This is a genomic window from Parafrankia sp. EAN1pec, assembly GCF_000018005.1.
GTDB lineage: Bacteria > Actinomycetota > Actinomycetes > Frankiales > Frankiaceae > Parafrankia > Parafrankia soli.
The window spans coordinates 1,349,833-1,376,385 of record NC_009921.1 but is presented as its reverse complement, the minus strand read 5'-3'; the positions used below and the strand labels follow the sequence as shown (position 1 = coordinate 1,376,385).

Below are 26,553 nucleotides of genomic sequence, written 5' to 3'. Positions count from 1 at the left end.
TCAGGGTGAACCGCCCATACCGCGCCGTCTCGCCCACCGCCCGCGCGGGCCGCAGCGCCGCTCCCCGCTCGCCCGCGTCGACCAGCCGATGGACCGCCCGCCGGTCGAGCGCCGCCCGCCCGAGCGCCGCCGCCGGCTCGCCGGAACGGCGAGGGCGAGCGCGCCGACCGGGGCGATCAGCAGATCCGCGGATCCGGTGCTTCCGGGCACGCCGACCGCGCCCGGCGGCGAACTCGGTGCCGTCTCGTCGGACGTCGGAGCGGGCGTCCGAGCAGGCGCGGCGGAGGCCGATGGGATGCCGGAGAACGTGCCGGGCACCGTGAGCAGGCCGAACCGGCCGAGCGGCCACACCCGCACGAACGCCCGGCCGATCACCTTGTCCTGCGGGACCGGGCCGTTCTGGCGGGAATCCGACGAGCGAGAGCGGTGATCGCCCATCAGCCACAGGTCCCCGTCTGGGACCGTGAACGGCCCGAACGCCTGGAAGTCGTTCTCGTAGACGTACGGCTCGTCCAGCGCCTTGCCGTTCACCGTCACCCGCCCGGCGGCGTCGCAGCACGCGACGACGTCACCGCCTACGCCGATCACCCGCTTGATGAAGTCCTTCTCGCTCGGCGCGCCGAGGCCCAGCAGCTCCTGTGCGCCGCGGATGAACCTGCTCAGGCCGTTGGCCGGCGGGGCCACGATCGATTCCCGCTCGAAACCGGTGCCCTCGCCGTTGAACACGACGATCTCGCCCCGGTGCACGTCCCGGAAATGGTAGATGACCTTGTTCACCAGGACCCGGTCGTCGATGAGCAGCGTCCGCTCCATCGACTCGGACGGAATCCAGAACGCCTGGACGAACACGGTCTTGATCAGCAGCGCCAGCAGGAACGCGACCAGCACCAGGATCGGCAGCTCGCGCAGGAAGGAGCCGCGCCCGCGGTCCCGCCCCGCCTGCGGGCGCGAGATCCGTCGGCCCGTCGCCGCGGGCTCACCGCCCCCGGCCGCGCCCTCGTGCCCGGCCGTCCCGGTAGGCCCGTCCGGCGGGTGCACGGCGTCGCCCGGCAGGCCGCCGGGCCCCGTCAGGTCACCGCGCTCGTCCCGGCCGCGGGTGTCCGAGGCCGGCCCGGAATCGGCCAGGCCGGAATCCGCAGCGTGCCGGGAGTCCGAGACGTCGGTGCCGGTGTCCCAGGGGAGAACCGCGTCACCGCGCTGCCCGTGACCACCCGCCGCAGCGCCTGAGGCCGGGCCGCCGGACGGCGGACCGCCCTGCGCCTGACCACCGAACGGCTCGGGCGTGCCCCGGTCCGATCCACTCACTGCGCCACCTCGCGAGGTCGGCCGTCATTCGTCACGGAACGGGTCGACACCCGCCCATGGCCGTGGCCTGACCGGTTCGACCCACGACCTGACCATCCTGCTGCACCGCTCACGCGGCGCAGTGGTTTGGTGAGCGGCCAGTCGCCGGAAGTCCTGCGACGAGGTCACCGGACTGCCGGCCCGCGCGCGGGATCAGCGGCCGACCGGCTCGCGCTTCTCCTTGATCTTCGCGGCCTTGCCGCGGAGCTGGCGGAGGTAGTAGAGCTTCGCCCGGCGGACGTCACCGCGCGTCACGACCTCGACCCGCGAGACGATCGGGCTGTGGAGGGGGAAGGTCCGCTCCACACCGACACCGAAGCTCACCTTGCGGACGGTGAACGTCTCGCGCACGCCGCCCCCCTGGCGGCGGATCACGACGCCCTGGAAGACCTGGATGCGCTGGCGGTTACCTTCGACCACACGCACGTGGACCTTGAGCGTGTCGCCCGGCCAGAACTCCGGCACGTCGGTCCTGCGCGACTCGGCGTCGAGGCTGTCCAGGGTGTGCATGGCAGTCGCTTCCTCAGAGGTTGTCACAGTCAAATGCATGAACGCCGGAACGTGCCCGGCGGGCCGCGTCGACCGGCACGCCACTCGACGCGGGGCACCGCACCGGCCCAGGGCCGGGCGAGCACACGCCGGGACGGCGGAAACCGGAACAGCGGCTACGCCGGGTCGGCGAACCGACCGGGGCGCCGGATCGGCGGACCGACAGCGCCGATCACGATATCGCGTGTCGCTACGACGCCGCTCACGACAACTCCGATCGCGGCAGGGCCGGTCACAGCTATGTCGATCATCAAAGCATCGGTCACGACCGCATCAGTCACGACAACGTCGGCCAGAGAACCGGCGGACACCGCATCCTACTGTGCCACACGATCGCGACGTCCGGTCGCCAGGCCCCTCCCCGGTACCACGCGCGGCGCGGCCGACCTGGCCACCACGGGCCGGCTCACGCCCCGCCCCGTCCACACCTCGCGGCCAGGCTGGTCGGCGGCTCGACCGGGCCGCTCGACGTCGGCCGCCCGGCTCGGCGATGGCAGAGGACGGCGAAGAAGTCAGGCGACGGAGCACTCAGGAAGCTCAGGAACAGTGGCTCGACGCACAACCCGACGGAGCCGGCCCGTCACCGATCGTGCCTCTCTCGGCAATCGTCACCGCGTCCTCGACACCCGTTACAGGGGGGTCGTCCCCGCCGCCATGGGCGGCCACGATGGTGCTCGCCACCACCGCGCGGTCGGCGTCCGACAGCTCGATCCGGTCGAGCAGCTCCGGGCGCCTTCGGCAGGTCCGGCGCAGCGCCTCCTCCCGCCGCCACCGGGCGATCGCCGCGTGGTCGCCGGAGCGGAGGATCTCGGGCACCGCGCGGCCCTCCCACACCGGGGGCCTGGTGTAGACCGGCCCCTCGAGCAGCCCGTGGGCGAAGGAGTCGTCGATGATCGACTCCGCGTTGCCGACGACGCCGGGAAGCAGCCGCGTCACCGCCTCGACCATGACGAGTGTGGCGACCTCGCCGCCGGCGAGCACGTAGTCGCCGATCGAGATCTCGTCGTCGGCCCAGGCGTCCACCACCCGGCCGTCGATGCCCTCGTAGCGGCCGCAGCAGAAGATCAGCCAGTCCTGTTCCGCCAGCTCGGCGGCGTAGCTCTGGGTGAACGGAACACCGGCCGGGGTGGGCACCACGACTCGGGGACGACGCGACGGATCACGGGCCACGATGTCGCGCAGCGCCGCGTCCCACGGCTCCGGGCGCATGACCATGCCCGGCCCCCCGCCGTACGGGGAATCATCGACGGTGCGGTGGACGTCGTGCGTCCACGCGCGCAGGTCGTGGGTCTGGATGTCGACGAGGTCCCGGGACGCGGCGCGGCCCACCAGGGCCAGCTCCAACGGGCGCAGATAGTCCGGGAAGATCGTCACGACGTCGATGCGCATCCGCTGCCTTCGTCAGAGGGAGGTGTGCCGCACCCGGTGGGCGGCGCCTCGAAACGGGGCGGTGGCGGAGCGGGGGCGGTGGCGAGGTGGGGCGGTGACGGAGCCGGGAGCGCCGGCCGGGCGGGAGCGCCGAATCAGTCGAGGTCGAGCAGGCCGGGAGGCGGGTCCACCACGATGTGCCCCGCCGCCGGGTCGACGGTGGGCACGATCTCCCGGACGAACGGCACCAGGTACTCCCCGCCCTCGGGACGGCCGATCGCGAGGATCTCCCCGCCCGGGGAATGGATGACGTCGACGACCTCACCGAGGACGTCCCCGGCGGGCGTGCGCGCGTGCAGGCCGACCAGGTCGCGATCCCACCACAGCTCGCCGTCGTCGTCCTCGTCATCGGGGTCGACCGCCGGGCCGCACTCGTCGGAGTCGATGGTGAGGAAGCTGCCCCGCAGCGCCTCGGCGGCGTCACGGTCCGTGACCCCGTCGAAGCGGACCAGCAGACGGCCGGAATGCCACCGGGACGCCACAACGGACAGCACCGTCGCGACCGGCGGCCCGGCGGCCCGGGCGGCGCCGGAATCGCCCGCCGAGCCAGGACCAGCCGCCGTGCCGACGGCATCAGCCGCACCTGCGGCGTCCGCGGCCGGCCGCGAGGCCGGCCCATCGGCCACCTGGCGAACCAGGCGGGCCCCCGGCGCGAAACGGCGCTCCGGCAGGTCGGTGCGGACGTCGACGGTCACGTCGCCACGGATGCCGTGCGGACGGCCGACCCGCCCGACGACGACAGGCTCACCCATGGGACGCGGCCGCCTGCCCATGGAGGCGATGGGCACGGAGGCGATGAGTGCACACGGCTACCGGTCCACGTCGACGACGTCGATCCGCAGACCGCGACCGCCCACACCGCCCATCACGGTGCGCAACGCCCGAGCCGTCCGGCCGCGCCGGCCGATGACCTTGCCGAGGTCGTCGGGGTGCACCCGGACCTCCAGCGTCCGGCCGCGCCGGTTGCTCGACAGATCCACCCGGACATCGTCGGGATAGTCGACGATGCCTCGGACGAGGTGCTCGAGGGCCGCTTCGAGCACTTACTGCCCCGCGGCGGACTCGGCGGGCGCCGACTCGGCACCATCGGCCGCGGCCGACTTCTTCGCCTTCTTCGGAGTGGTGGCGGGCTTGTCGTCCGCCGCGGCCGCGGCGCGGGCCGCCTCCGCGAAGATCTCCCGCTTGTCGGGCTTGGGAGCCGCGACCTTCATCGGCGGGGGAGCGGGCAGGCCCTTGAACTTCTGCCAGTCGCCGGTCACCTTGAGGATCGCGAGCACGGGCTCGGTCGGCTGGGCGCCGACGGAGAGCCAGTGACCGACGCGGTCCGGGTCGACCTTGATGATGCTCGGGTCGGACTTCGGGTGGTACTGCCCGATGGCCTCGATGACCCGGCCGTCCCGCTTGGTGCGGGCGTCGGCGACGACGATGCGGTAGTGCGGCTCGCGCATCTTGCCGAGGCGCTGAAGTTTGATCTTTGTTGCCACGGTGGTCGTACGGCTCCAGACATATCGATGACCACCGGAACACACGGACTAGCCGTGACGCCCCGATGGCGGGAGAACACCGCCGACGACCAGCCACCACGGAGGTCCCTGAGGGAACTCACCTGAGAGCGGCCACGCCGACGCCGGCAGGCAGGGCCTGTATGACCTTACAGTCTGCCAGATCACCTGCCGACGCAACGCCCGGGGCACCCGGGTCTTCGCCAGGGCCCCCGCCGGGCGGGTGGGTTCGCGCGGGTCAGCGGCCTGGGCGGGGACGCCGCGGCGGGGTGTCGCCGCCCCCGAAGCCACCCTGCTGGATGAGCGAGGACAGGTCAGGCATGCCCTGCAGGCCGTCGCCCCCAAGGCCGAGCGCCGGCGGGCCGTCCTGGGGCGCGTTGCGGCGGTCCTGCGCCTGCGCGGCGCGCGCCGCCGGGTTTCCGCTGCGCCGCGCGCCCTTGCCCTTCTTGGCGGCCTTGCGGGCCTGGGCCGCCTTCGCGCGTGCCATTCCCGCCGGCAGGCCGGCGCCGCCGGCCATCTGCCGCATCATCTTGCGCGCCTCACCGAAGCGGTCCAGCAGTTGGTTGACCTCGGTGACGGTCACGCCGGACCCGCGCGCCACCCGGGCCTTGCGGGAAGCCTGGAGGATCTTCGGGTCCCGCCGCTCGGCCGGCGTCATGGACCGGATGATGGCGACGACCCGGTCGAGGTCGCGGTCGTCAACCTGGGCGAGCTGGTCCTTGATCTGCCCCATTCCGGGCAGCATCCCGAGCAGGTTGCCGATCGGGCCCATCTTGCGAACGGTGAGCATCTGCTCGAGAAAGTCCTCGAGCGTGAACTCCGAGTTGGCCATCTTGACGGCCATCGCCTCGGCCTGCTCGACCTCGAACGCCTTCTCGGCCTGCTCGATGAGCGTCAGGACGTCGCCCATACCGAGGATGCGCGAGGCCATCCGCTCGGGGTGGAAGACGTCGAAGTCGTCGAGCGTCTCGCCGGTGGAGGCGAACATGATCGGCGCCCCGGTCACCCGGGCCACCGACAGCGCGGCACCACCGCGCGCGTCACCGTCAAGCTTGGTCAGCACGACGCCGGTGAAGCCGACCCCGTCAGCGAAGGCCTGGGCCGTGGAGACGGCGTCCTGGCCGATCATCGCGTCGAGGACGAAGAGGATCTCGTCCGGCGAGACGGCGTCGCGGATGTCGGCGGCCTGGCGCATCAGCTCCTCGTCGACACCGAGGCGGCCGGCCGTGTCGACGACCACCACGTCGAAGACGTGGCGACGGGCGTGGGCGAGCGCGTCGCGGGCGACCCGCACCGGGTCACCGACACCGTTGCCGGGCTCCGGGGCGAAGACCTCGACCCCGGCCCGCTGGCCGACGACCTGGAGCTGGTTCACCGCGTTCGGGCGCTGCAGGTCGGCGGCGACGAGCAGCGGCGTGTGCCCCTGGGCTCGCAGCCAGCGGCCGAGCTTGCCGGCGAGGGTCGTCTTGCCGGTTCCCTGCAGGCCGGCGAGCAGGATCACGGTCGGCGGCGTCTTGGCGAAGCGCAACGTGGTCGTGCCGCCGCCGAGAATGGCGACGAGCTCCTCGTTGACGATCTTGATGACCTGCTGCGCCGGGTTGAGCGAGGTGCTCACCTCGGCCCCGCGGGCCCGCTCGCGGATGGCGGCGACGAAACCGCGGACGACCGGCAGCGCGACGTCGGCCTCCAGCAGCGCCACCCTGATCTCACGGGCGGTGGCGTCGATGTCGGCGTCGGTCAGCCGCCCCCTGCCACGCAGCGACGTGAAGACCTTGTCGAGGCGGCTGGAAAGGGTGTCGAACACGCGCACACACTCCGAGATCGCAGACGGACCGCAGGCACCAGCGTACGCACCCCGCGCCGATCCGGAACCAGGACCCGTGACGACGTGAGGCCCGCCGTGGACGGGACGCCCGGCCCGGCGAGGCGTGCCCGCACGGATCCCGGCACGACGCCGGCCGGCTCCGCCCTCTGCGCTGAGGAGGGCGAGACACCTCGCCGGAGGCTCACATGCCCGACCGATCAAGACCCGGTCGCGGCCTGGGGCGCGGCTGTCCGCGGATCCCGACGGATCCGCACAGGCGAAAAGACTAGATCAACCCAGGTCCGAGCGGAAGTGGCTCGAGCGGCCGGAGCTGTGGTCCTCCGGTGCCCCCTCACGGCGAGCAGGCGAGCCGCGGTGCGGCCGCGGTTCCGCACCCCGCGGCCGCACCGCGGAGGCCACGTAAAGGCGCGGCCTGACGGTCGCGCGGCCGTCAGGCCGGCTCGCCCAGCAGCGCGTCGACGAACGCCTCCGGCTCGAAGGGCGCCAGGTCGTCCGGGCCCTCGCCGAGGCCGATCAGCTTGACCGGGACACCGAGCTCCCGCTGCACAGCGATGACGATCCCGCCCTTGGCGGTGCCGTCCAGCTTGGTCAGCACGACGCCGGTGATGTCCACCGCCTCGGTGAACACCCGGGCCTGGACGAGGGCGTTCTGCCCCGTGGTGGAGTCCAGGACCAGGAGGACCTCGTCCACCGGGCTCTGCTTGCCGACGACCCTCTTGATCTTCGTCAGCTCGTCCATCAGGCCGACCTTCGTGTGCAGCCGCCCGGCCGTGTCGACGAGCACAGTGTCGGCACCGTCGTCGATCCCGCGCTTGACGGCCTCGAAGGCGACCGACGCCGGGTCCGCCCCCTCCGCGCCGCGCACGGTCGTCGCCCCGACCCGGCCGCCCCAGGTCTCCAGCTGGTCGGCGGCGGCCGCGCGGAAGGTGTCCGCCGCGCCCAGCACGACCGAGCGGCCGTCCGCGACGAGCAGCCGAGCGATCTTGCCGCAGGTTGTGGTCTTTCCGGTGCCGTTGACGCCGACGACAAGGACCACGGCGGGCCGGTCCGGCGCGGACGTCCGCAGCGACCGGTCGGTGGTCGTGCCGACCTGGGCGAGCAGTTCGTCGCGCAGCATCATCCGGGCGTCGGCCGCCGTGCGCGCCCCGAGCACCCTGGTGCGCTCGCGCAGCGCCTCGACCATCTCGGCCGTGGCCGTGACTCCGACGTCGGCGACGAGCAGTGTCGCCTCGACGTCCTCCCACGCCTCCTCGTCCAGGTTGTCCCCGGACAGCAGCGCCAGCAGGCCGCGGCCGAGCGCGTTCTGCGAACGGGCGAGCCGGGCGCGCAGCCGTACCATCCGGCCCGTCGCGGGCGCGGGCACGTCGACCGGGGCCCGCGGGGCGACGATCTCGGGCCCGGTGACCGGTGTGCTGTCCGCGCCCGCCGCGCCCGCCGTGCCCGCCGCGCCGGCGGGGGCCGGCCCGCCCTGCCCGACCAGCGAGTCCGCCGTCTCGCCGGGCAGGCCCGACCAGCCGGGTGGGGCCGCGCCGGTCTGCGGGGATGTCGGCGGGATCGTCGGCGTGGCGACGCCCGACTGAGCGGACGGCGCGGCGCCCGCGTCCGGCCGGTCCGCGTCCCGCGACCCGCCCCGACGGGAGCGTGAGCGCAGGGCGGTGCCGGCCACGAGGCCGACCATGCCGACCAGGACCACGGCGATCACGACGATGAGGATGACCAGCTCCACGACACGATCCTTACAGATCGCCGGGCAACCATCGCTCGCCCACCCCGTGACCACCGCAAGCGGGGCGGCCCGGAGGAGTGGTCACGCGCCCTCGTTACCGGCTTGCGGTGTGGTTCGGCCGTCCGGCAGCCCGCAGCGGGGCCGGCGACAGGGCACGGCCCCCGGCTCGGCGGCCGTTACCAGCCGTCACCGGCTGTCAGGCGGAGGCGCGCTGGCGCAGCCGCTGGCTGATCACCGTGGTGACGCCGTCACCGCGCATCGACACACCGTAGAGGGCGTCAGCGATCTCCATCGTGCGCTTCTGGTGCGTGATGATGATCAGCTGCGACTTCTGCCGCAGCCCCTCCACGGCGTTGAGCAGGCGGCCCAGGTTCCGGTCGTCCAGGGCCGCCTCGACCTCGTCCAGGACATAGAACGGCGAGGGCCGGGCCCGGAAGATCGCGAGCAGCAGCGCGAGGGCGGTGAGCGAGCGCTCCCCGCCGGAGAGCAGTGACAGCCGCTTGACCTTCTTTCCCGGTGGGCGCGCCTCGACCTCGATCCCGGTGGTCAGCATGTCGTCCGGATCGGTCAGGATGAGCCGTCCCTCACCGCCCGGGAAGAGCGTGGCGAAGACCACCTCGAATTCACGCGCGGTGTCGGCGAACGCCGTCTCGAACACTTCCCGGACCCGCGCGTCAACCTCGTCGACCACGAGCAGAAGATCACGCCGGGTGCTCTTCAGGTCGTCCAGCTGGGTGGACAGGAAGGCGGCGCGCTCCTGCAGCGCGGCGAACTCCTCCAGGGCCAGCGGGTTGATCTTCCCGAGCCGGGCGAGCTGCTTCTCCGCCCGGCCCGCCCGCGCCACCTGCTCGGCCCGGTCGAACGGCGTCGGCACGCCGTCCGGCTCGTCGGGCGGCACCGGGACGTCCGGGCCGAACTCGGCGATCAGGTCGTCCGCCGCGACGCCGTGCTCCTCGAGGGTCTTCGCCTCCAGGGTCTCGACCCGCAGGCGCTTCTCGGCCCGCGCCAGCTCGTCGCGGTGCGCGGCGTCGCGCAGCGCGGCGAGCTCGGTCGCCTGGCCGCGGACCTGCTCACGCACCGTGCCGAGCTCGGCCTCGGTGTCCCGCCGCGCCGTCTCGGCCGTCTCCCGCTCGGTCGCGGCGGCGGCGAGCGACCTCTCGAGTGCCTCCAGCGCGACGCCCGCCGCGTCGGCCAACGCGGCCGCGGTCGCGGACTGGCGCTCGCGGACCTCCCGGCGCCGGGCCGCGGCGGCCCGGGCCGCCCGCTCGTTGGCCGCCGAACGCATGAGCGCGTCGGCCCGACCGTGCAGGCTGCGGGCGCGCTCCTCACTGGTCCGCACGGACAGCCTCGCCTCGACCTCCGCCGCGCGGACCGCGGAGGTCGCCGCGACCAGCCGGTCGCGTTCCGCGGGCGAGCGCTCCCCGACGTCCGGTTCGGACGAGCTGGCCGCCAGCTGCGACTCCAGCTCGGTGAGCGCCCCGTAGGCCTGGTCGCGGACCGTCTCCGCGGCGAGCCTGGACCGCTCGAGCCGGCTGATCTCCCCGGCGGCGGAGCCCCTGGTCCGCTCGATCTGGGCGAGGTGCTCGGACAGGGCCCGGTGGCGCGCGTCGGCGGCATGGCGCTCGGCGAGCGCGGCGTCGATCGCGGCGCGGGCCCGCTCGACCTCGGCCCGCGCAGGGCCCATCTCCTCACGGGCCGCCTCGCGGCGGGCGGACGCCTCGGTCGCGCCGCGGTCGGCCTCGTCCGCGGCGGTCTGGATCTCGAGCACCGACGGTGGCGTGGCGCTGCCGCCGACCGCCGACCGGGGCCCGACGACGTCCCCGTCCCGGGTGACGACCCTGGCCTCTGGACTGTGCTCGATCACCTGCCCGGCGACGTCGAGGTCGTCGGCGACGACCGTGTCGGCGAGCAGCTCCCGCAGGGCCGGGGCGTACCGGGCATCGACCACCGTGACCAGGTCGAGGGCGTACACGGCGCCGGCCGGCAGGTCCGGCTTCCGGTCCGCGGGACGTCCCTGCGGGGAACCACCGCCCGCTTCGGCCCGGTCGGCCCCGTCCGCCTGATCGGCCGGGTCAACCTCATCCGTTTGATCAGCCCGGTGGGGCTGGTCCACGCGGTCGGCCGGGACGAGAGCGGCTCGGCCGGCGTCGGCGGTACGCAGCCAGCGCAGGGCGGCCAGCGCGTCGGCGGGCGTGCCGACGAGCAGCGCGTCGGCGGCGGGGCCCAGCGCCGCCGCGATCGCCGCCTGCGCACCCGGCGCGACGGTGACGAAGCTGGCGAGCCGGCCGATGACCTGGACGGAGGGCTCCAGCGGCGGAAGCTGCGCGGGAACCGCCTGCCGCGGGTCGTTCCGCCCGCCACGGCCCGGCCGGCGCTTGCGGCCACCGCCCCCAGCCCCCTCTCCCGCGCTGTTGCCGCCATCGCCGGCGGCGCCGGTACCAGCGTCAGCCGGTGTCGTCTCCCCCGCCGCCGCGCGCAGCAGGGCGCTGGCCCCGTCCGCCGGCTCGAGGGAGAGCTCCAGCGCGTCGCGGCGTGCCTGCCAGGAGGCACGATCGCGCTCCGCTGCCCGCTCGGCGTCGCGCAGGGCCTCCAGGCGCTCGCTCGCCGCCTCATGGACGGCGACGGCCTCGCTGTGCCGCTGCGCGACCTCGTCGCGGGCGGTCTCGATCCGCGCGAGCTCCGTGTCGAGCGCGGAGCGGGACCCGGCGGTCTCGGCGTCCCGGGCGCGGGCGGCATCCAGTGCCTCGGTCATCCGCACGATGTCCGCCTCGGCGGCCCCCGCACGGGACCTGGCGGCCTCGACTCGCCCGCCGAGCCGCGCGATTCCCTCCCGGCGGTCCGAAGCCGCCTTCGCCGCGGCGAGAAGCGCCCTCTCCTCCCGCGCAAGCTCCTCTTCCAGCGAGCCCCGGCGGGCGACGACCTCCTCGAGGGTCTCCCGGTCCAGCTCGAGACGCTCGGTGAGCGCGAGCTCCTGCTCTCGGACGGCCGTCGCCTCCTGCTCCAGCTCCTCCGGGTCGCGACCGCCGCGGTGCTCCTCCGCCGAGCCCAACAGGCGGGAGCGCTCGGCGGCGAGCGACCTGCTCCCCCGCAGCCGTTCCCGGATCGAGGCCAGGCCGTACCAGGTCTCGGCCGCCGCCGCCGCCCGGGGGACGACCGCGGCCAGCCGCGCCTCGAGCTCAGCCTCCCGTCGCTGCCCGTCGGCCAGCGCCTTCTCCGTCTGGGCGACCCGCAGCCGCAGCGCGTCCTCGTCGGCGGCGTCGGAGGCGATCGCGCAGCGGGCGGTGGCCAGATCGTCCGCGAGCAGCCGGAGCCGGGAGTCGCGCAGCGCCGCCTGGATCACGCCCGCCTTGCGCGCGATCTCCGCCTGGCGACCGAGCGGCCCGAGCTGACGCCGCAGCTCGGCGGACAGGTCGGTGAGGCGGGTGAGGTTCGCGGCCATCGCCTCGAGCTTGCGGAGCGCCTTCTCCTTGCGCTTGCGGTGCTTCAGGACACCGGCCGCCTCCTCGATGAACGCGCGGCGGTCCTCGGGCCGGGCGTGCAGGACGGCGTCGAGCTGGCCCTGGCCGACGATCACGTGCAGCTCGCGACCGATGCCGGAATCGCTCATCAGCTCCTGGATGTCCAGGAGCCGGCAGGTGGTGCCATTGATGGTGTATTCGCTCTCACCGCTGCGGAACATCAACCGCCCGACGGTGACCTCGGAGTACTCGATCGGCAGCGCGCCGTCGGTGTTGTCGATCGTCAGCAGGACCTCGGCACGGCCCAGCGCGGGGCGCGACGGCGTGCCGGCGAAGATGACGTCCGACATGGTGCCGCCGCGCAGGGCTTTGGCGCCCTGCTCCCCCAGCACCCAGGCGATCGCGTCGACGACGTTGCTCTTGCCCGAGCCGTTGGGACCCACGACACAGGTGATACCGGGCTCGAGATGCAAGGTGGTCGAGCTCGCGAACGACTTGAAACCCCGCAGGGTGAGGCTCTTGAGATGCACCGGGCTCCGGGCGGCGGAGGGGACGGCAACCCCGCTACCGGGCCGGCGACCACCGACCCGGACGAAGATCGACCGACATTCGTCCCGCTCATGGTACCGAGGGACGCCCGGCGCCCCGGCGAGCGCCGTCCCGCCCCGCACGTCGCCGCGGGACAGCACGGCACCGTGAGCGGGACCGCGCCGACCGGAGAACCGGCAGCCCGATCCGTATGTGCGGCCGCAGTCATACGGCCGCTGTCGTGCGCGCGAAGGCGGCGCGCCGGGCCGCGAGGGCCCCGTCCACAAAGGCGGAGCCAGCGGTGGATCAGCACCCGAGCACGCCAAATAAACTCAAGGCTGCATAACGCCTACCCTGAGCGACGGAAATCGGGCATGACCACCCACGGGCACACCTGGGTGTGCCCGTGGGACGCTAGGGCACACCCGAATGGGACGTACGCAGGCACGACGGAGCCTGCCCGGCTGACGGACCAGGGGGGTCCGTGCCGTGCTGGACACTGCATATGGGGCACACAGGGTGCCCGGATGTCGGGGCTCGGGGGCTCAGGTGAGCGCAGGCTCCACGTCGAGCGCGCGCACGTCGGCAGGGACGTCGACACCGTCCACGAGTGCCTCGTTCACCGCCCGGACGCGTGCAAGCTCTGACTCGAGCTCAGCTACTCGGGCGCGAAGACGGCGTACCTCGTACGAGAGACGCATGTCGCTGCCGGAACCGACGTGGCCGAAAAGGGCCTTCGCCATGGTGATGGTCCTCCACGATGAGTGACCTAGCGGGATGTTGGGCGCGACGGGACCAGAAAGATCGGAGCGCGGCCCAGAGAATGACCTAAGAATCCCACGTCAGGCGACCGAAAGTCAAGAGCATGCCACAAGGCCACTGCCCGGTCCGCCGAACATCGGAAAATCCTCGCCGGCGTACACCCGACGGGACACATGACCCGGGACCAGTTGCAGCACGTTCACCCCCGCTCCGCCATGTGGCGAGTTCGACAGGTGGCTTGTTCCTCATCCCCTTCCTCCCACGTTCGGGCCTGCCACCAGCCACGATCATGCGATGCCGCAGGGGAAGCAGAGCGGCGCGAAGTGACAGCGGACAGCATTGATCAACAATCGACGCGGTGACAGCGTGGTCCCACCAGGCAAAAACGCACTCACGCCACCGAAGGCTTCTCCGCGAAGTTCGACGCCGTTCGTACACGCGTCGCCGCAGATTGCGCGTCTGTTCAATCGACGCGTTCGCGCCCTTCGTCCGACGCGCTTCAGCGCCGCAGGAAGCCAGCCAATCCGCCTCGCGGCTCGCCCCAGACATGATCGACCCGCTCGGTGTGCCCCGGGGTGTGACCGGTCACCAGCAGCTCGAGCAGCGCCTCGCAGGCGCCCCGCTCACCCTCCGCGATCACCGCTACGGCACCGTCGGGCAGATTGGTGGCAGAGCCGACCAGCCCGAGACGACGGCCCTTGGTGCGCACGTAGTCACGGAACCCGACTCCCTGGACAAGACCTTCGACCCGGGCGGTGAGGCGGACCATGTCCCCGCCGGAGGCGTCCTTCGTCGCGCGAACCTCGTTCATCGGGGCGGTAGGGTACTAGCCATTGTGGACACCATGTGCATCGAGAGCGCGCAGCTCAACAGGGACGCCCAGGCCACCGTTCAGGCCGGGCCGCGACGTGGGACGCCGTCGAGCGAGACCACCGTTGGTGACCGCGTGCACACGCCGAGGCGATCTGCGATTCGGCGATCTCTCGCGTGTGCCGCCGCCGCGGGCTCGATAGGTGCCGCACTCCTCCTCTCCGGTTGTGGTCAGGACTTTCATCAGGACGGTGGGGTCACCCCGGTTCCGCACGCCAGCACCGAGGGCGTCCGCACCGTGACGCCGGCCCCGGCCCCCTCCGAGGAGGTGATCGGGCCGGGCTACGCGCCGCCGCGCGGCGAGCGGCCGACTCAGACCGCGGTGCCCAACCTGCCCGGCGGCAAGCTGTAGGTATCTGGCGAGTCGGTGCGGCCGGGTCCTGGTCGCACCGACTCCTGGCGCCACACCGACTCCAGGTCAGCCCTCGGGCGGATCTGCGCACGGCCCCGTCATCCGGTCAACTGATCTGCCGCCGCGCCCGCCGCTGCGACGGCACCCGCCTGCCCTCCCCGAGGTCTGCCCGCTGGCCGGCCTGATAGCCGTCCCGACCGCCGGATCCGGAGAGCTGCCTCGTTCGGGTCGTGCGCAAACGCGGATAGACACGGGCGAGATGTGCCTCGACCAGGCCCTCCCGACCGGCCAGCACGACCGCGACCGAACGCCGGGCGGCCGGCCCGGCGGCGGCCGGGTCGGCCGCCCGGCTCTCCTCCGCCCTGCGGCGCGCCGCCTCCTCGGCCTGGGCGAGCCTGTCCCGGACGGCGACGGCGAAGCCCGCCATCCAGGACCGGCGGAAAGCTCGCGGATCCTCCCAGGCCGGCGGACGGGCCGCCGCGAGGCCGTGCGCCTGCTGGACGAGCAGCGAGGTGTAGATCATCTGCACCCGCTCGATGTCGACCGCCATGCCGAACAGGTGCGCGGAGTGCAGGGTTGCTCCGCCGCTGCCCGCCGGAGACGGCGCCGTGCGGTGCACGAGCCGGCAGCCCAGGGGGTCGGCGACGCTGGCGAGCAGAGAGATCTTGTCCCGCGCGTACGGCGCGTCGATGCCCATCACGACGTCGCCGGCGGCCGGGCCGGTGGGAGAACCGTCCTCGATCAGTGCCCGGTCGATGCCGTATTGGGCGATGAGCTCCGCCGCCTTGGCGTTGTAGCTCTCCCGGGCCGCGTCAGGCAGGCCCTCGGCCTCCGCCATCGCCAGCAGCTTGCGCACGCGGCCGAGCAGAGCGTCGGGGTTCATGGCGCCTCCGTCCACGATCCTCCTCCGGAGTGGATACCAGAAGAGAACACAGTCTGTGAGGCCCCGCCGGACCGGGCACGGCTGTCATCGCCAGCGCCCCCGGTCACGGCCACCGACGAGGCTGAGTCGAATACCTGCGGGATCCTGCTTCCCGCCCGACCGCCGCGTGCCAGACCGACCTGTGTTGGACCGACCCGTGCCGGACCGACCTGTGCTGGACCGGCTTGCTCCCGATCCGACGCGAAGCGATTCGAACGCGCGTTCGAAGGGTATCACCGGACCCGGCGGGGCCGGGGCTGGCACGCCGGGCAGCTGAAGCTCGAGCGGTTCATGAACGCGTCCCGGCGGATGGTCGAGGCGCAGCGGGAGCACGCCTGGCCGCCGCGTCCGTAGACCTCCAGCGAGCGTTCGAACAGCCCGCTGACGCCCTCGGTCGAGACGTAGAGCCGGTCGAAGGAGGTACCGCCGGCGGCCAGCGCCGCCGTCATCACCGTGCGGACCGCGTCAAGCAGCCGCAGCGCCTCGGCGCGGGTCACCGTCTCGGTCGGGCGGGCGTAATGCAGGCGCGCGGCCCACAAGCCCTCGTCCGCGTAGATGTTGCCCACGCCGCTGATCAGCGTCTGGTCGAGCAGGGCGCGCTTGAGGCCGGTGCGCCGGCGGCGCAGCGCGTCGGCGAAACGCTCCGGGTCGAAGTCGACGGAGAGCGGGTCGGGCGCGATGTGGGCGATCGGGGCAGGCAGCTCCGCCCCGCCCGAGACCACAGCAAGACCACCGAACGTCCGCTGGTCCACGAAGCGCAGCTCGCGGCCCTCGTCGGTGAACCGGAAACGGACCCGCAGGTGTACCTGGTCCGGGCTGTCCGCCGGAACCACGAGGAGCTGGCCGCTCATCCCGAGATGACCGAGCAGCGCGTCACCGACCGCCGGGCCGCCCGGTTCAGACGGCGTGAGCCCGAGCCACAGGTACTTGCCGCGCCGGCGCGCCGTGGCCACCGTCTGCCCGACAAGCGAGGCGGCGAAGTGGTCGGCCCCGGCGAGATGGCGGCGGACCGCCCGCAGGTGATGGACCTCCACCTCGGCGACAGTGCGGCCGACCACCCCGCGCTCGAGGCCCCGGCGGACGACCTCGACCTCGGGCAGCTCAGGCATCACCAATGGCGAGAGTCATCGGGAGTCCCGCGCCGCCGGCGTCGCGTCGCCCCTCACCGCCACGTCCACGTCCGCATCGCTCGCCGGCCCCGTTCCGTCCACCGCGGACGCCCGGCCCGACGCGGCGCCGTTAGCCGAAGCGGCAGCTCCGTTACCCAAACCGGCGGCGGTATCGCCCGGATCGGCGGACGCGGCGGCCGTCAGCTCGTCCTCGGCGTTCACCGCCGAGCGCTTCTCGAGCACCGCGAAGGCGGCGGCCGCGGCGCGCTGCTCGGCCTCCTTCTTGCTACCGCCCTCACCCTCGCCGAGCACCTCGCCGGCGACCCGCGCGAACGCGGTGAACCGCTTCGCGTGATCGGGGCCGGCCTCGGTGACGGCATAGTCGGGCGGGCCGAGGCCCAGCAGAGCCGTCTGCTCCTGCAGCGAGGTCTTCCAGTCCAACCCGGCGCCGCGCCCGGCCGCCTCGTCGAGGAGTGGGTCGAAGAGCCGGTGGACGAACCCGGAGGCCACGTCGAGGCTGTTCGAAAGGTAGACGGCCCCGATCACAGCCTCCAGCGTGTCGGCCAGGATGCTGGGCTTGTCCCGCCCGCCGGTCGCCTCCTCGCCGCGGCCGAGGAGCAGGTAGGGCCCGATGCCCGCCGTACCGATCCGCCGCGCGACGTCGGCCAGTGCCCGCATGTTCACCACCGAGGCACGCTGCTTGGCGAGCTGCCCCTCGGGGAGGTCGGGATGGCGGCGGAACAGCGCGGCCGTGACGATCAGGCCGAGCACCGCGTCACCGAGGAACTCCAGCCGCTCGTTCGTGGGCAGCCCGCCGTTCTCGTACGCGTACGAACGGTGGGTCAGCGCGCGGTCGAGCAGCTCGGGGTCGATGTGGACGTCGAGCGCCTCGACCAACCCGTCCCGCGGCGGGGGGACCGACTGTGACCGGCTCATCGGGACAGCCCCGCCAGTTCCCGGCGGCGGTCGACGAGCGTCGCCATGGCCTGCCGCACCGCCCCGGAGAGCCCGGCGCGCACGGCGCCCGCGGCGACGCGGACAGCCTCCGGCAGCGCTCCCGGCCCCACCGGGGCCGTCGCGGCCGGCCCACCCGCTCGGACGGCCGTCCCGTCCACTCCCAGCACGATGATTCCCCCCTGAAGGTCCGAACTGTTCGCCTGCCAGCAGGCCGGGTCCGTCTCGTGCCGTGCCCGGCGCGCGCTGGGGTTCAGCGCGGAGAGCACCACGTCACCGGTGTATCCGTCGGTGACGACGACGTCGACGCCGGTTCCGGTCCGGAGCCTGTCGGCGGTGACCGGACCGACGAAGTCGAGGCCCAGCGACGCGAGCAGGTCACCGGCCGAGCGGCGTAACGGGTCCAGGAGGGCTGGCCGCGCCGACAGCAGCCCGACCGCCGGAGCGCCGACACCGAGCCGGACGTGCGCCAGCCGTGCGCCCGCGAGGGCGAACTGGGCCAGCTCGTCGGCGGTCACGTCGACCGAGCCGCCCGCGTCACAGAGGATCACCGGGGACTCGGCCGGCCCGACGACCGCGGCCGCGGCGGCCCGGGTCGCGCCGGGCACCAGCCCGAACGTGAACCCGGCCGCCGCGATGACCGCTTCGAGCGGGGCCACGGAGACCATCGCGTCGGCGTGGCCGTCCCGGACGAGACGGGCCGCGACGCGGACCCCGGCCTCCCGCCGCGCACGTACCTCACGCAGCGCCTCGGGGCCCGGCGCCACGCCACGCGACGCGTTCACCAGCCGGACGCGGCCGCCCTCGAGCACACCGTGCTCGGCGAGCACGGGGGCGACCGTGTCCGTGGGCGCCACCACGGTCAGGGTCACCCGCGGATCGGCATCGAGGACGGCGGTGATCTCGCCGAGCAGGTCGCCCGGCGGGGAGCCCGCTCCGATCAGGTCGACAGCGACACGTGCCACACCGTGGTCAGACGTCGAGCACCTGGCGATCGTTGTAACGGCCGCAGGTCGGGCACATGGTGTGCGGCCGGATCGTGTGCCCGCGCGAGCACTTGGCCAGCGCCGGCGCCTTGGCCTTCCACTGCGCCCGACGGGACCGGGTGTTGCTGCGCGAGGTGCGCCGCTTCGGGACTGCCACTAGTCCTTCTCCTTGTTATCGGTGGTGGCAGGGGCCTCGGCAAGGCCGGACAGAGCCGCCCACCTCGGGTCCTGCTGGGTGTGGGAATGGTCCGGCCCGAGATCGTCGAGCCGCCCACCGCAGTCGACACACAGGCCGGCACAGTCGGGACGGCAGACCGGCGACAGCGGGAGGCTGAGCACGACGGCGTCACGCACCACCGGCTCGAGATCGACGTGATCGTCCACGAGGACGCTGGTGTCGTCCTCGTCCTCGGTCTCGACGGCCCGCTCCGGGTAGTAGAACAGCTCGAGGATCTCCACGGACGCCGAGTCGGAGACCTCGTCGAGGCAGCGGCCGCACTCGCCGACGAGGGGGACGGTGACCACCCCGCTTACGAGGACGCCCTCCATGACGGACTCGAGCCGCAGGTCGAGCTCGACGGCGGCACCGGTGGGCACGCGCACCAGCTCGGTGCCGAAATCCGAAGGCTGGATGATCGTCGTCTCGACACGCCGCAGCGAGCCCGGCCGGCGGCCGAGCTCTCGGGTGTCGAGGACGTAGGGCCCCCGGGGGGCGCGCCGACGGGCTCGTTGTGTGGTCATGGCTGTCACAGCAGATGTTCTCACGTCGCGGTCGGTGTCGGAGTGACCTGGGGACGGGCACCGGTCGTACGGACCCGGAATGCACCCGCCCCGAGCCTCCCGAATCGCCGCCACCCGGCCGGCCGTGAACCGATCGGCGTGGACGCCGGCCGGCCCGGCCCGGAGGCCGAACGACCTGGGTGACGACCTGGATGTGTCGGGAGGACGCGCCCACGTCACCGGGCACGGACCACCAGACTATCCGATCGGTGCTCCCGCGCCGGAGGTCAGCCGGACATGGCCCGTCATGCCACCGCGAGCGGCGGGCACACCGGCCCACCGCTCGCCGTCCTCAGGCCGGTCGGGGTCCATCCGCTGCCCGGGCGCGGCGGCGGCGTTCAGCGGCCCACCGAGACCGGCCGGGCTGGCGCCGACGCCGGCGGCGTCGGCGCCAGCCGGATCGATCCCGCCGCCGTGCATCCCACCACCGTGCATTCCGTCGGTGTGCGGACCGCCAGCGTGCGGACCGCCAGCGCTGGAGAAAGCCGCCTCCGGGCCCGCCTGGCCGCCGCCGGAGACCGCCGGGTGGAGGTCCGTTCCGCCGGCGCCGACCGCCGCCGACCACGAGCCCACCGGTGCGGCCGCCGCCGGCCCCGCTCCCCCGAACTGATGCGGGCCGGCCGGACCGCCGGCCCCGCCGTGGGCGCCGGCCGCGCCCGCCACAGCGCCACGGGAGGCCAGCCGCTCACGGCCCCGGGCGACCGAGGCGAGCGTACGGTCGAGGACCTCCTCGAACCCGGCCAGCTTGCCGTCGACGTAGGAGTCGATCTGGCTGCGCATATCGTCCGACGCCTGGCGGGCGGCCGCCATGATCGCCGCGGCGTCGGCCTCCGCCTGGGCGACCACCGCGCTGCCCGAGGCCAGTCGGGCGCCCTCGCGCCGGCCGTCGGCCACGATCGCGGCGGCCCGCCGGTGCGCGTCGTCGATGATCGCCTCGCTGTCCGCCAGTACCCGGTCGGCGTCGGCCAGCCGCTCGGGCAGCCGCGCCCGCAGGTCCTCCAGCGCCTCGAGCATCTCGGCGCGGTTGAGCACGCAGGACGTCGTCAGCGGCATCGCCCGCGCCCCCTCGACCACAGCGATGATCAGGTCGAGGCGCTCAGCGAGATCATCCATGACCGGTAGGTTACGACCGGCCGACGGAGCACCCGGCAGCGACACTCCGCTAACCGACACGGACCCGCCACGACGACCCGGAAGCCCGATATCGACGCGACGCGACGATACGACCCCGCCGCGCACACGCCATCACAACAGAAACACAACAACCACTTGATGGCAGACGCCCGCCGGCGGCGCCCACAGGGGTGCCGCCGGCGATCGGTCCGCACTCGGGCGACTAGGGCGCGGAGCGGTCCCGCAGGCCCTTGAGGACGACGTCCGGCACCAGCCCGGAGACGTCGCCGCCGTAGCGGGCGACTTCCTTGACAAGGCTCGAGGAGAGGAACGCGTACTGCGGGTTCGTACTCATGAACAGGGTCTCCACTCCGGCCAGCGAGTGGTTCATCTGTGCCATCTGCAGCTCGTAGTCGAAATCACTGACGGCCCGCAGGCCCTTGACAATGGACTGGATGCCGCGCACCCGACAGAAGTCGACCAGCAGGCCGTGCGACGAGTCCACTACGACGTTGGTGGGTGCGTCGGGATGGCTGCGCACCGCATCCCGGATGAGGTCGATCCGTTCTTCGATCGTGAACAGATGGGCCTTCGATTTATTGATCAGAACGGCGACGACGACCTCGTCGAAGAGCTTGCTCGCTCTGACGATGATGTCGAGGTGACCGTTGGTGATGGGGTCGAACGATCCGGGACAGACTGCCCTCCTCATGATCGATTACCGTACCAGAGGACCCCCTCTCCGTACCTGCGCTCACGCAGTGCTATGAGGCCGTCCGGCCAGGTCACGGGACCGCTCCGGTACGCGCGCTCGACCACACAGACCGCGCCCGGGGCCAGCCAGCCGCCGCCGACCAGCTGCCCGAGCACGCCGTCGAGCTCGGCGCCGGGCAGGGCGTAGGGCGGATCGAGGAAGACCACGTCGTAGGCCTCGGCCGGGGTGGCGGACAGGACCCGTTCCACCGCCGAGCGCACCACCTCGGCGCCCGCCAGGCCGAGGGCCTCCGCGTTGCGGCGCAGGGTGCGCACCGCCGTCGCGTCCCGGTCGACGAGCAGGGCGTGCGCCGCGCCGCGGGACAACGCCTCGAGCCCGACCGCGCCGGAGCCCGCGTACAGGTCCGCGACCCTTGCTCCAGCGAGATCCACCAGCGTCGCGAGTGTGTTGAACAAGCCCTCCCTCGTCCGTTCGGAGGTGGGCCTGGTCGCGCCGCCCGGCGGCACCACCAGCCGCCGCCCCCCGGCGTGCCCGCCGACGATCCGCGTCATCGCCAGGTCAGCCCTTCTCCAGGAAGGCCGCGCTGGCCTCGTCCAACGCGGCCGTGAGCCGGCGCAGCAGGGCCGGCTGGCCCTCGAGCTCGGGGTCCGCCGCCACGAGCGCCCCGGCCTCCTCACGCGCGGCGCGGATGAGGTCCTCGTCCCGCAGCAGCTCGAGCAGGCGCAGCGACCGGCGCCCGCCGGACTGGGCCGCACCGAGGACGTCGCCCTCCCGCCGCTGGACGAGGTCGAGCCGGGCCAGCTCGGCGCCGTCCGACGTCGCGGCGACGGCCAGCAGGCGCTCGGCGGCCGGCACGGCGCCGTCGACGGAGGTGTGCAGCAGGCACACCCCGGGCGCACTGCCCCGCCCCACCCGCCCGCGCAGCTGGTGCAGCTGGGACACCCCGAACCAGTCGGCATCCATGATGATCATGACGGTGGCGTTCGGGACGTCCACGCCGACCTCGATCACCGTGGTGGCCACCAGGACGTCCACCTCGCCGGCGGCGAAGCGGGTCATGATCTCGTCCCGGACCGGGGAGGGCAGCCGCCCGTGCAGGCCCTCGACGCGCAGGCCGGCGAGCTCGCCCGTGGCGAGCCGGGGCAGCACCTCGGTGACCGTCGCGCCGACGCGCTCCCCTTCCCGCGGGCCGGCCCCGCTCGCGGGCGGCCCGGACGGCTCCTCGCCGCCGTCTCCGCCCTCGCCGTCGCCGACCCGGGGGCACACCACGTACGCCTGGTGCCCGGCGGCGACCTCGTCTCGCACCCGGCCCCACATCCGGTCCATGAAGTGACTCTTCGCCGCGGGGACGACGAAGGTCGAGATCGGCGAGCGCCCGGCCGGGAGCTGGTTCAGTGTGGAGACCTCGAGATCACCGAACACCGTCATGGCCACGGTGCGCGGGATGGGCGTCGCGGTCATGACGAGCAGGTGCGGCGGGCGCCGGCCCCGCGAGCGCAGCTCGTCGCGCTGTTCCACGCCGAACCGGTGCTGCTCGTCGACGACGACCAGGGCCAGGTCCGCGAAGGCGACGTCCGCGCCGAGCAGCGCGTGGGTGCCGACCACGAGGCCGACGCTGCCGTCGGCGACGGCGGCGAGCACCTCGCGCCGGGCCCGGGCCGGCATCGAGCCGGTCAGCAGCGCCACCCTGGTCGCGGGGCCGTCCACCCCGAGCTCGCCGGCCCGGGCCTGGTCGCCGAGCAGTTTGAGCAGGCTGCGGTGATGCTGGGCCGCCAGCGTCTCGGTGGGTGCCAGCATGACGGCCTGCCCGCCCGAGTCGACGGCGGTGAGCATGGCCCGCACGGCGACCACCGTCTTGCCCGAGCCGACCTCGCCCTGCAGCAGCCGGTGCATCGGGAACGCCCTGGCCATCTCGGCCGCGATGGTCTCCCCCACCTCGCGCTGGCCGTCGGTCAGCGCGAACGGCAGCGCGGCGTCGAACGCGTCGAGCAGGCCGCCGGCGCACCCCGGCCGGGACACCGTGGCGGCCAGCTCCGCGCGCCGGCGCCGCTGGGCGAGGGCGACCTGCACGACGAGCGCCTCGTCCCACTTCAGCCGGGTGCGGGCGACGGCGATGTCGGCCCGCGAGGTCGGGCGGTGGGCCAGTTCGTAGGCTCTGCGCAGGCTGGCGAGGCGATGTCGGGACCGCAGCACCGCCGGAAGTGGATCGTCCAGCTCGCCGAGCGAGTCGAGCACCAGCCGCAGGCAGCGCGCCAGCGTCCAGCTCGTGATCTTCGCCGTGGCCGGGTAGATCGGGACGAGGGAACCGGCGAATCCGGCGGCCACCGGGGCCGGCTCGCCCGCCGCCGCGGCGCCGCTCCCGGCACCGCCGGCTCCTTCGACGACGCCGACTCCATCGGCACCGCTGGCTCCGTCGGCTCCGTCGGCCCCGTCGGCGTCGCCTTCGGGGTCTGGCGCGTCGAGGAGATGGACCTCGGGATGGATGAGCTGGCGCCGGCCGCGGAACTCGGCCACCTTGCCGGCGAACAGCGCGGTCGTGCCGGGGACGAGCTCCTTCGCCCGCCACTGCTGGTTGAAGAACACCAGCGAGAGCTCACCGCGGCCGTCGGTGACCGTGATCTCCGTGCGGCCACCACCGCCGCGCCGGCGCGGCCCGCCACCCGACCCGGGCCGGCCCTGGTGCCGGACGACCTTCGTCACCCGGGCCTGCACGGTGGCGATCTCGCCGACGGCGAGCTCGTGGAGATCGGTGAGCTCGCCGCGCTCGTGGTAGCGCCGCGGGAGGTGGTCGAGGAGATCCCCGACGGTATCGAGTTCCAGGCCGTCGGCGAGCAGCGCGGCGGTGCGCGTTCCCAGCGGGCCCTTCAGCGGGGTGTCAAGGTCGAGCACCCTTCGATACTGCACCGCACCACCGACACTCTCGGTGGCCGGCTCGTCCCGGTCTCGGACGTCGGGGGGCCGGCCACTCTCGACAGCTGGCTCGTCCCCGCCACGGACGCCCGGGCAGGCCGATCGCCTCTTCCGCCCATCGGCGCGGGTCTCTCACCCACCGGCGCAGGCCGCGGCGACCTCGATCGCCACGACTGGGGTAGCCTCGCAGTCGACTACAGGCTAGAGCGGCCGGCAGTTCCCGGCCATCGCGATCGACGGAGTGTTCTCGTGTCTTCGGTGTGTGACGTCTGCGGCAAGGGGCCGGGCTTCGGCATGTCGGTCTCCCACTCCCACCGGCGCACCCGCCGTCGTTGGAACCCCAACATCCAGACCGTCCGGGCGATGGTCGGCCGTACACCCAGGCGGCTCAACGTCTGCACCTCGTGCCTGAAGGCGGGCAAGGTCACCCGCGGCTGACCCGGCCGGCGCCCGGATCCCGCCACAGCGGCCTGACCGGGGGCGGCACCGCGGCGGCCTGTAGACAGGCCGGGCGGCCCTCTGGAGGGCTTAGGCCAGGGCTCCACGGGCATCGGCTACTGTCCCGGCATGGGAGCCTCCACGCGCAGGGTTCGGCTCGTCCTTCTGTTCGGCGGCCGTAGCACGGAGCATTCGATCTCGTGCGTGTCCGCCGGCGGGGTGCTGCGGGCGCTCGACCGGTCCCGTTACGACGTGATCCCGGTCGGCATCGACACCGAGGGCCGCTGGGCGGTGCTGCCCGACGACAGTCCGGCGCTCGCCCCGGTGGGCACGGATCTCCCCATCGTCGACGCGTCGGCCGGCCTGGCCGTCACGCTGCCCCCGAGCCCGTCCGCGGCGCCGGTGGTGGTGCACGACCCGTCCGCGGCGCTGCGCGACCTGGGCCCCGTTGACGTGGTCTTCCCGTTGCTGCACGGGCCGTTCGGCGAGGACGGCACGATCCAGGGCCTGCTCGAGATGGCCGGGCTGCCCTACGTGGGCTCCGGAGTGTTCGCCAGCGCCGCGGCCATGGACAAACAGCACATGAAGAGCATGCTCGCCGCAGCCGGCCTGCCCGTCGGCCCCTACGCCGTCCTGCGGCCCGGCCAGGCGCTGTCGGAGCCCGACCGCGAGCGGCTCGGGCTCCCCGTCTTCGTCAAGCCCGCGCGCGGCGGCTCCAGCATCGGCATCAGCCGGGTGGACGCCTGGGCCGACCTCGACACGGCGCTGAAGACAGCCCGGGCCAGCGACCCGAAGACACTCGTCGAGGCGGCGGTCGTCGGCCGCGAGATCGAGTGCGGCGTCCTCGACAGCCTCGACGGCTCCGGCCCACAGGCGAGCGTGCCGGCCGAGGTCACCATCACCTCGTCGGCCGGCTTCTACGATTTCGAGGCGAAGTACCTCTCGGACGGAGCCGTCTTCGACGTGCCCGCGCGCCTGCCGGGTGAGCTGACCGAGCGGGTCCGCGCGGCCGCGGTCGCCGCGTTCGAGGCGTTGGACTGCGCCGGGCTGGCGCGGGTCGACATGTTCGTCACGCCGTCGGGCGAGATCGTCCTCAACGAGGTCAACACGATGCCCGGGTTCACCCCGATGTCGATGTACCCACGGATGTGGGCCGCCTCCGGGATCGACTACGCGGCCCTGGTGGACCGCCTCGTCCAGCTCGCCCTGCGCGACGGCGCGGGCCTTCGCTGACGCCGGCCTGACGCCACCGTGAGGCGAGGCCAGGCGCCGCCCAGACCCGAACCCGGGGCCCGGCGGCCTGAGCCCAGAGCCTGGCCCGCCCCTGACCCGGCGTCAGGCGGTCGTGGACCTGGTGTGCGCGCGAACCGCCGGCGCCAGGGCCACCAGGACCTCGAACGCCTGCCGGTCCGCCGGCAGGGTCAGCACCACCTGGGGAGTCCTGGTCGGGGTGGAGTAGCGGACCTGGGAACCGACGTCCTCGGTGAACCAGGCGACCTGATCGACCTCGGAGAGGGTCGAGTCAGGCCGGTAGGTCGCCGCGACGCCGGAGGCTCCACAGGTGAGAACGACCGGGTCGGACCCGAACGCCGCCGCGGTCGGAGCGGAAGGCTCCACCTCACGGCGGTCGAGACCGTCACCCAGCGAGTCGGGCAGAGCGGCGGTCAGCGCCTCGCAGGACGCCCGGTCCGCACCGGCCGGCACGGGCGCGCCGGTGATCGCCACAGGCCCAGGCCCACCACACGCGGTGAGCGGACCCGCCAGACCCGCCAGACCCGCGATACAGAGCGGGAGAAGCCGGACCCGCCGCGCGGCCCGCGCCCTGGGGCACAAGCCGGCGGACGGGTCGTGCCGAGTCAGAAATGGACGACGGGGCACGTCAGGGTACGAGTGATGCCGTCAACCGACTGGACTCGTGACATCACGAGTTTTCCCAGGTCATCGACGCTGGCCGCCTGCGCGCGCACAATGACGTCATAGGGACCGGTCACATCCTCGGCCTGGGTGACCCCCGGGATCTGCTCGATCTCCTTGGCCACCGATGCCGACTTGCCGACCTCGGTCTGGATAAGGATATACGCGTGGACCACAGACGCTCCCTCGTCGGACGTCGACAGCCCGTCGAGCAGACACGGGCTGACAGAAGGTAACAGGCAAACGGGCCGGATGAGAGGGTCTGCGGCGAGGAATTTGCTCTGATCGCCCGACTGGCACGGAGGAACCGCGCCCCGCAGCCGGTGAACTCGGCCGTTTCAGGCCCGCCAGGCCCGCTCCAGACCTCA

26 protein-coding genes are annotated in these 26,553 nt (G+C 73.4%); 3 read left to right on the top strand and 23 right to left on the bottom strand.

What is annotated here, in order from left to right; translation table 11 throughout:
• The 11 genes from lepB to FRANEAN1_RS05620 form a co-directional block, all read right to left on the bottom strand.
• On the bottom strand, positions 1-1,305 hold the full coding sequence (lepB, locus tag FRANEAN1_RS05675) for a signal peptidase I (RefSeq protein WP_020458784.1): 1,305 nt from the start codon (positions 1,303-1,305) through the stop codon (positions 1-3).
• Positions 1,306-1,497: 192 nt separating this feature from the next.
• Positions 1,498-1,854, bottom strand: coding sequence for a 50S ribosomal protein L19 (gene rplS / locus FRANEAN1_RS05670; protein WP_020458783.1), 357 nt, complete (start codon positions 1,852-1,854; stop codon positions 1,498-1,500).
• A 576-nt stretch (positions 1,855-2,430) separates the two neighbouring features.
• Entirely contained in the window at positions 2,431-3,282 is an 852-nt protein-coding gene (gene trmD / locus FRANEAN1_RS05660) for a tRNA (guanosine(37)-N1)-methyltransferase TrmD (protein WP_020458782.1), read from the bottom strand.
• A gap of 134 nt (positions 3,283-3,416) precedes the next feature.
• On the bottom strand, positions 3,417-4,073 hold the full coding sequence (rimM, locus tag FRANEAN1_RS05655; protein WP_041253725.1) for a ribosome maturation factor RimM: 657 nt from the start codon (positions 4,071-4,073) through the stop codon (positions 3,417-3,419).
• A 57-nt stretch (positions 4,074-4,130) separates the two neighbouring features.
• On the bottom strand, positions 4,131-4,364 hold the full coding sequence (locus FRANEAN1_RS05650; protein WP_006544182.1) for an RNA-binding protein: 234 nt from the start codon (positions 4,362-4,364) through the stop codon (positions 4,131-4,133).
• Positions 4,365-4,805, bottom strand: coding sequence for a 30S ribosomal protein S16 (gene rpsP, locus FRANEAN1_RS05645; protein WP_026240110.1), 441 nt, complete (start codon positions 4,803-4,805; stop codon positions 4,365-4,367).
• A 256-nt stretch (positions 4,806-5,061) separates the two neighbouring features.
• Positions 5,062-6,627, bottom strand: coding sequence for a signal recognition particle protein (gene ffh, locus FRANEAN1_RS05640; protein WP_020458779.1), 1,566 nt, complete (start codon positions 6,625-6,627; stop codon positions 5,062-5,064).
• A gap of 451 nt (positions 6,628-7,078) precedes the next feature.
• Entirely contained in the window at positions 7,079-8,374 is a 1,296-nt protein-coding gene (gene ftsY, locus FRANEAN1_RS05635) for a signal recognition particle-docking protein FtsY (protein WP_020458778.1), read from the bottom strand.
• A gap of 196 nt (positions 8,375-8,570) precedes the next feature.
• Positions 8,571-12,362 (bottom strand): AAA family ATPase, encoded by a 3,792-nt coding sequence (locus FRANEAN1_RS05630; protein WP_020458777.1) that lies wholly within the window; start codon positions 12,360-12,362, stop codon positions 8,571-8,573.
• 543 nt (positions 12,363-12,905) lie between these two features.
• Positions 12,906-13,103, bottom strand: a complete 198-nt coding sequence (locus FRANEAN1_RS05625; protein ID WP_018504552.1) for a hypothetical protein — start codon at positions 13,101-13,103, stop codon at positions 12,906-12,908.
• Positions 13,104-13,621: 518 nt separating this feature from the next.
• Positions 13,622-13,933 (bottom strand): acylphosphatase, encoded by a 312-nt coding sequence (locus FRANEAN1_RS05620; RefSeq protein ID WP_020458776.1) that lies wholly within the window; start codon positions 13,931-13,933, stop codon positions 13,622-13,624.
• Between the two features lie 33 nt (positions 13,934-13,966).
• On the opposite strand from FRANEAN1_RS05620, the gene FRANEAN1_RS05615 reads away from it, so the two are divergent.
• A complete protein-coding gene (locus tag FRANEAN1_RS05615; protein WP_041253724.1) occupies positions 13,967-14,344 on the top strand; it encodes a hypothetical protein in 378 nt (125 codons plus the stop codon).
• A gap of 106 nt (positions 14,345-14,450) precedes the next feature.
• Here FRANEAN1_RS05615 and FRANEAN1_RS05610 read toward each other — a convergent pair whose 3' ends face one another.
• The 10 genes from FRANEAN1_RS05610 to FRANEAN1_RS05565 form a co-directional block, all read right to left on the bottom strand.
• On the bottom strand, positions 14,451-15,227 hold the full coding sequence (locus tag FRANEAN1_RS05610) for a DUF2786 domain-containing protein (protein ID WP_020458774.1): 777 nt from the start codon (positions 15,225-15,227) through the stop codon (positions 14,451-14,453).
• 272 nt (positions 15,228-15,499) lie between these two features.
• Positions 15,500-16,375, bottom strand: a complete 876-nt coding sequence (gene mutM, locus FRANEAN1_RS05605) for a bifunctional DNA-formamidopyrimidine glycosylase/DNA-(apurinic or apyrimidinic site) lyase (protein WP_020458773.1) — start codon at positions 16,373-16,375, stop codon at positions 15,500-15,502.
• 15 nt (positions 16,376-16,390) lie between these two features.
• Positions 16,391-17,311: a ribonuclease III gene (gene rnc / locus FRANEAN1_RS05600; protein ID WP_020458772.1), complete on the bottom strand. Its 921-nt coding sequence runs from the start codon at positions 17,309-17,311 to the stop codon at positions 16,391-16,393.
• Positions 17,308-18,294 carry a phosphate starvation protein PhoH gene (locus FRANEAN1_RS05595; protein ID WP_020458771.1) on the bottom strand — a complete coding sequence of 329 codons (987 nt, stop codon included), beginning with the start codon at positions 18,292-18,294 and terminating at the stop codon, positions 17,308-17,310. The genes rnc and FRANEAN1_RS05595 overlap by 4 nt, the downstream gene beginning before the upstream one ends.
• A gap of 7 nt (positions 18,295-18,301) precedes the next feature.
• Complete coding sequence (gene rpmF / locus FRANEAN1_RS05590) at positions 18,302-18,472, bottom strand: 50S ribosomal protein L32 (protein WP_020458770.1); 171 nt, start codon at positions 18,470-18,472, stop codon at positions 18,302-18,304.
• Positions 18,472-19,056 carry a YceD family protein gene (locus tag FRANEAN1_RS05585; RefSeq protein WP_020458769.1) on the bottom strand — a complete coding sequence of 195 codons (585 nt, stop codon included), beginning with the start codon at positions 19,054-19,056 and terminating at the stop codon, positions 18,472-18,474. The genes rpmF and FRANEAN1_RS05585 overlap by 1 nt, the downstream gene beginning before the upstream one ends.
• Before the next feature lie 237 nt (positions 19,057-19,293).
• Positions 19,294-20,208, bottom strand: a complete 915-nt coding sequence (locus FRANEAN1_RS05580; protein ID WP_020458768.1) for a hypothetical protein — start codon at positions 20,206-20,208, stop codon at positions 19,294-19,296.
• A gap of 223 nt (positions 20,209-20,431) precedes the next feature.
• On the bottom strand, positions 20,432-20,920 hold the full coding sequence (gene coaD / locus FRANEAN1_RS05575; protein WP_020458767.1) for a pantetheine-phosphate adenylyltransferase: 489 nt from the start codon (positions 20,918-20,920) through the stop codon (positions 20,432-20,434).
• Entirely contained in the window at positions 20,917-21,474 is a 558-nt protein-coding gene (gene rsmD, locus FRANEAN1_RS05570; RefSeq protein WP_020458766.1) for a 16S rRNA (guanine(966)-N(2))-methyltransferase RsmD, read from the bottom strand. The genes coaD and rsmD overlap by 4 nt, the downstream gene beginning before the upstream one ends.
• 7 nt (positions 21,475-21,481) lie before the next feature.
• Positions 21,482-23,812: an ATP-dependent DNA helicase RecG gene (locus tag FRANEAN1_RS05565; protein WP_041253723.1), complete on the bottom strand. Its 2,331-nt coding sequence runs from the start codon at positions 23,810-23,812 to the stop codon at positions 21,482-21,484.
• 270 nt (positions 23,813-24,082) lie between these two features.
• Between FRANEAN1_RS05565 and rpmB the strand changes: the two genes are divergently transcribed.
• Positions 24,083-24,271 carry a 50S ribosomal protein L28 gene (gene rpmB, locus FRANEAN1_RS05560; RefSeq protein ID WP_020458764.1) on the top strand — a complete coding sequence of 63 codons (189 nt, stop codon included), beginning with the start codon at positions 24,083-24,085 and terminating at the stop codon, positions 24,269-24,271.
• Between the two features lie 129 nt (positions 24,272-24,400).
• Positions 24,401-25,504 carry a D-alanine--D-alanine ligase family protein gene (locus FRANEAN1_RS05555; protein WP_020458763.1) on the top strand — a complete coding sequence of 368 codons (1,104 nt, stop codon included), beginning with the start codon at positions 24,401-24,403 and terminating at the stop codon, positions 25,502-25,504.
• A gap of 102 nt (positions 25,505-25,606) precedes the next feature.
• Here the strand turns inward: FRANEAN1_RS05555 and FRANEAN1_RS05550 are convergent, their stop codons facing one another.
• Together FRANEAN1_RS05550 and FRANEAN1_RS05545 are read right to left on the bottom strand one after the other, a co-directional pair.
• Complete coding sequence (locus FRANEAN1_RS05550) at positions 25,607-26,104, bottom strand: DUF3515 family protein (RefSeq protein WP_347176993.1); 498 nt, start codon at positions 26,102-26,104, stop codon at positions 25,607-25,609.
• Positions 26,105-26,127: 23 nt separating this feature from the next.
• A complete protein-coding gene (locus tag FRANEAN1_RS05545; RefSeq protein WP_018504536.1) occupies positions 26,128-26,361 on the bottom strand; it encodes an Lrp/AsnC ligand binding domain-containing protein in 234 nt (77 codons plus the stop codon).
• Positions 26,362-26,553: the final 192 nt, after the last annotated feature.

Coding starts and splice junctions, on each gene's coding strand:
- rnc (WP_020458772.1), bottom strand. CDS start 17,311: ATGAGCCGGTCACAGTCGGTCCCCCCGCCGCGGGACGGGTTGGTCGAG.
- FRANEAN1_RS05615 (WP_041253724.1), top strand. CDS start 13,967: ATGTGCATCGAGAGCGCGCAGCTCAACAGGGACGCCCAGGCCACCGTT.
- FRANEAN1_RS05625 (WP_018504552.1), bottom strand. CDS start 13,103: ATGGCGAAGGCCCTTTTCGGCCACGTCGGTTCCGGCAGCGACATGCGT.
- FRANEAN1_RS05610 (WP_020458774.1), bottom strand. CDS start 15,227: ATGAACCCCGACGCTCTGCTCGGCCGCGTGCGCAAGCTGCTGGCGATG.
- FRANEAN1_RS05585 (WP_020458769.1), bottom strand. CDS start 19,056: ATGACCACACAACGAGCCCGTCGGCGCGCCCCCCGGGGGCCCTACGTC.
- rplS (WP_020458783.1), bottom strand. CDS start 1,854: ATGCACACCCTGGACAGCCTCGACGCCGAGTCGCGCAGGACCGACGTG.
- coaD (WP_020458767.1), bottom strand. CDS start 20,920: ATGAGGAGGGCAGTCTGTCCCGGATCGTTCGACCCCATCACCAACGGT.
- FRANEAN1_RS05620 (WP_020458776.1), bottom strand. CDS start 13,933: ATGAACGAGGTTCGCGCGACGAAGGACGCCTCCGGCGGGGACATGGTC.
- FRANEAN1_RS05580 (WP_020458768.1), bottom strand. CDS start 20,208: ATGGATGATCTCGCTGAGCGCCTCGACCTGATCATCGCTGTGGTCGAG.
- trmD (WP_020458782.1), bottom strand. CDS start 3,282: ATGCGCATCGACGTCGTGACGATCTTCCCGGACTATCTGCGCCCGTTG.
- mutM (WP_020458773.1), bottom strand. CDS start 16,375: ATGCCTGAGCTGCCCGAGGTCGAGGTCGTCCGCCGGGGCCTCGAGCGC.
- FRANEAN1_RS05555 (WP_020458763.1), top strand. CDS start 24,401: ATGGGAGCCTCCACGCGCAGGGTTCGGCTCGTCCTTCTGTTCGGCGGC.
- rimM (WP_041253725.1), bottom strand. CDS start 4,073: ATGGGTGAGCCTGTCGTCGTCGGGCGGGTCGGCCGTCCGCACGGCATC.
- rsmD (WP_020458766.1), bottom strand. CDS start 21,474: ATGACGCGGATCGTCGGCGGGCACGCCGGGGGGCGGCGGCTGGTGGTG.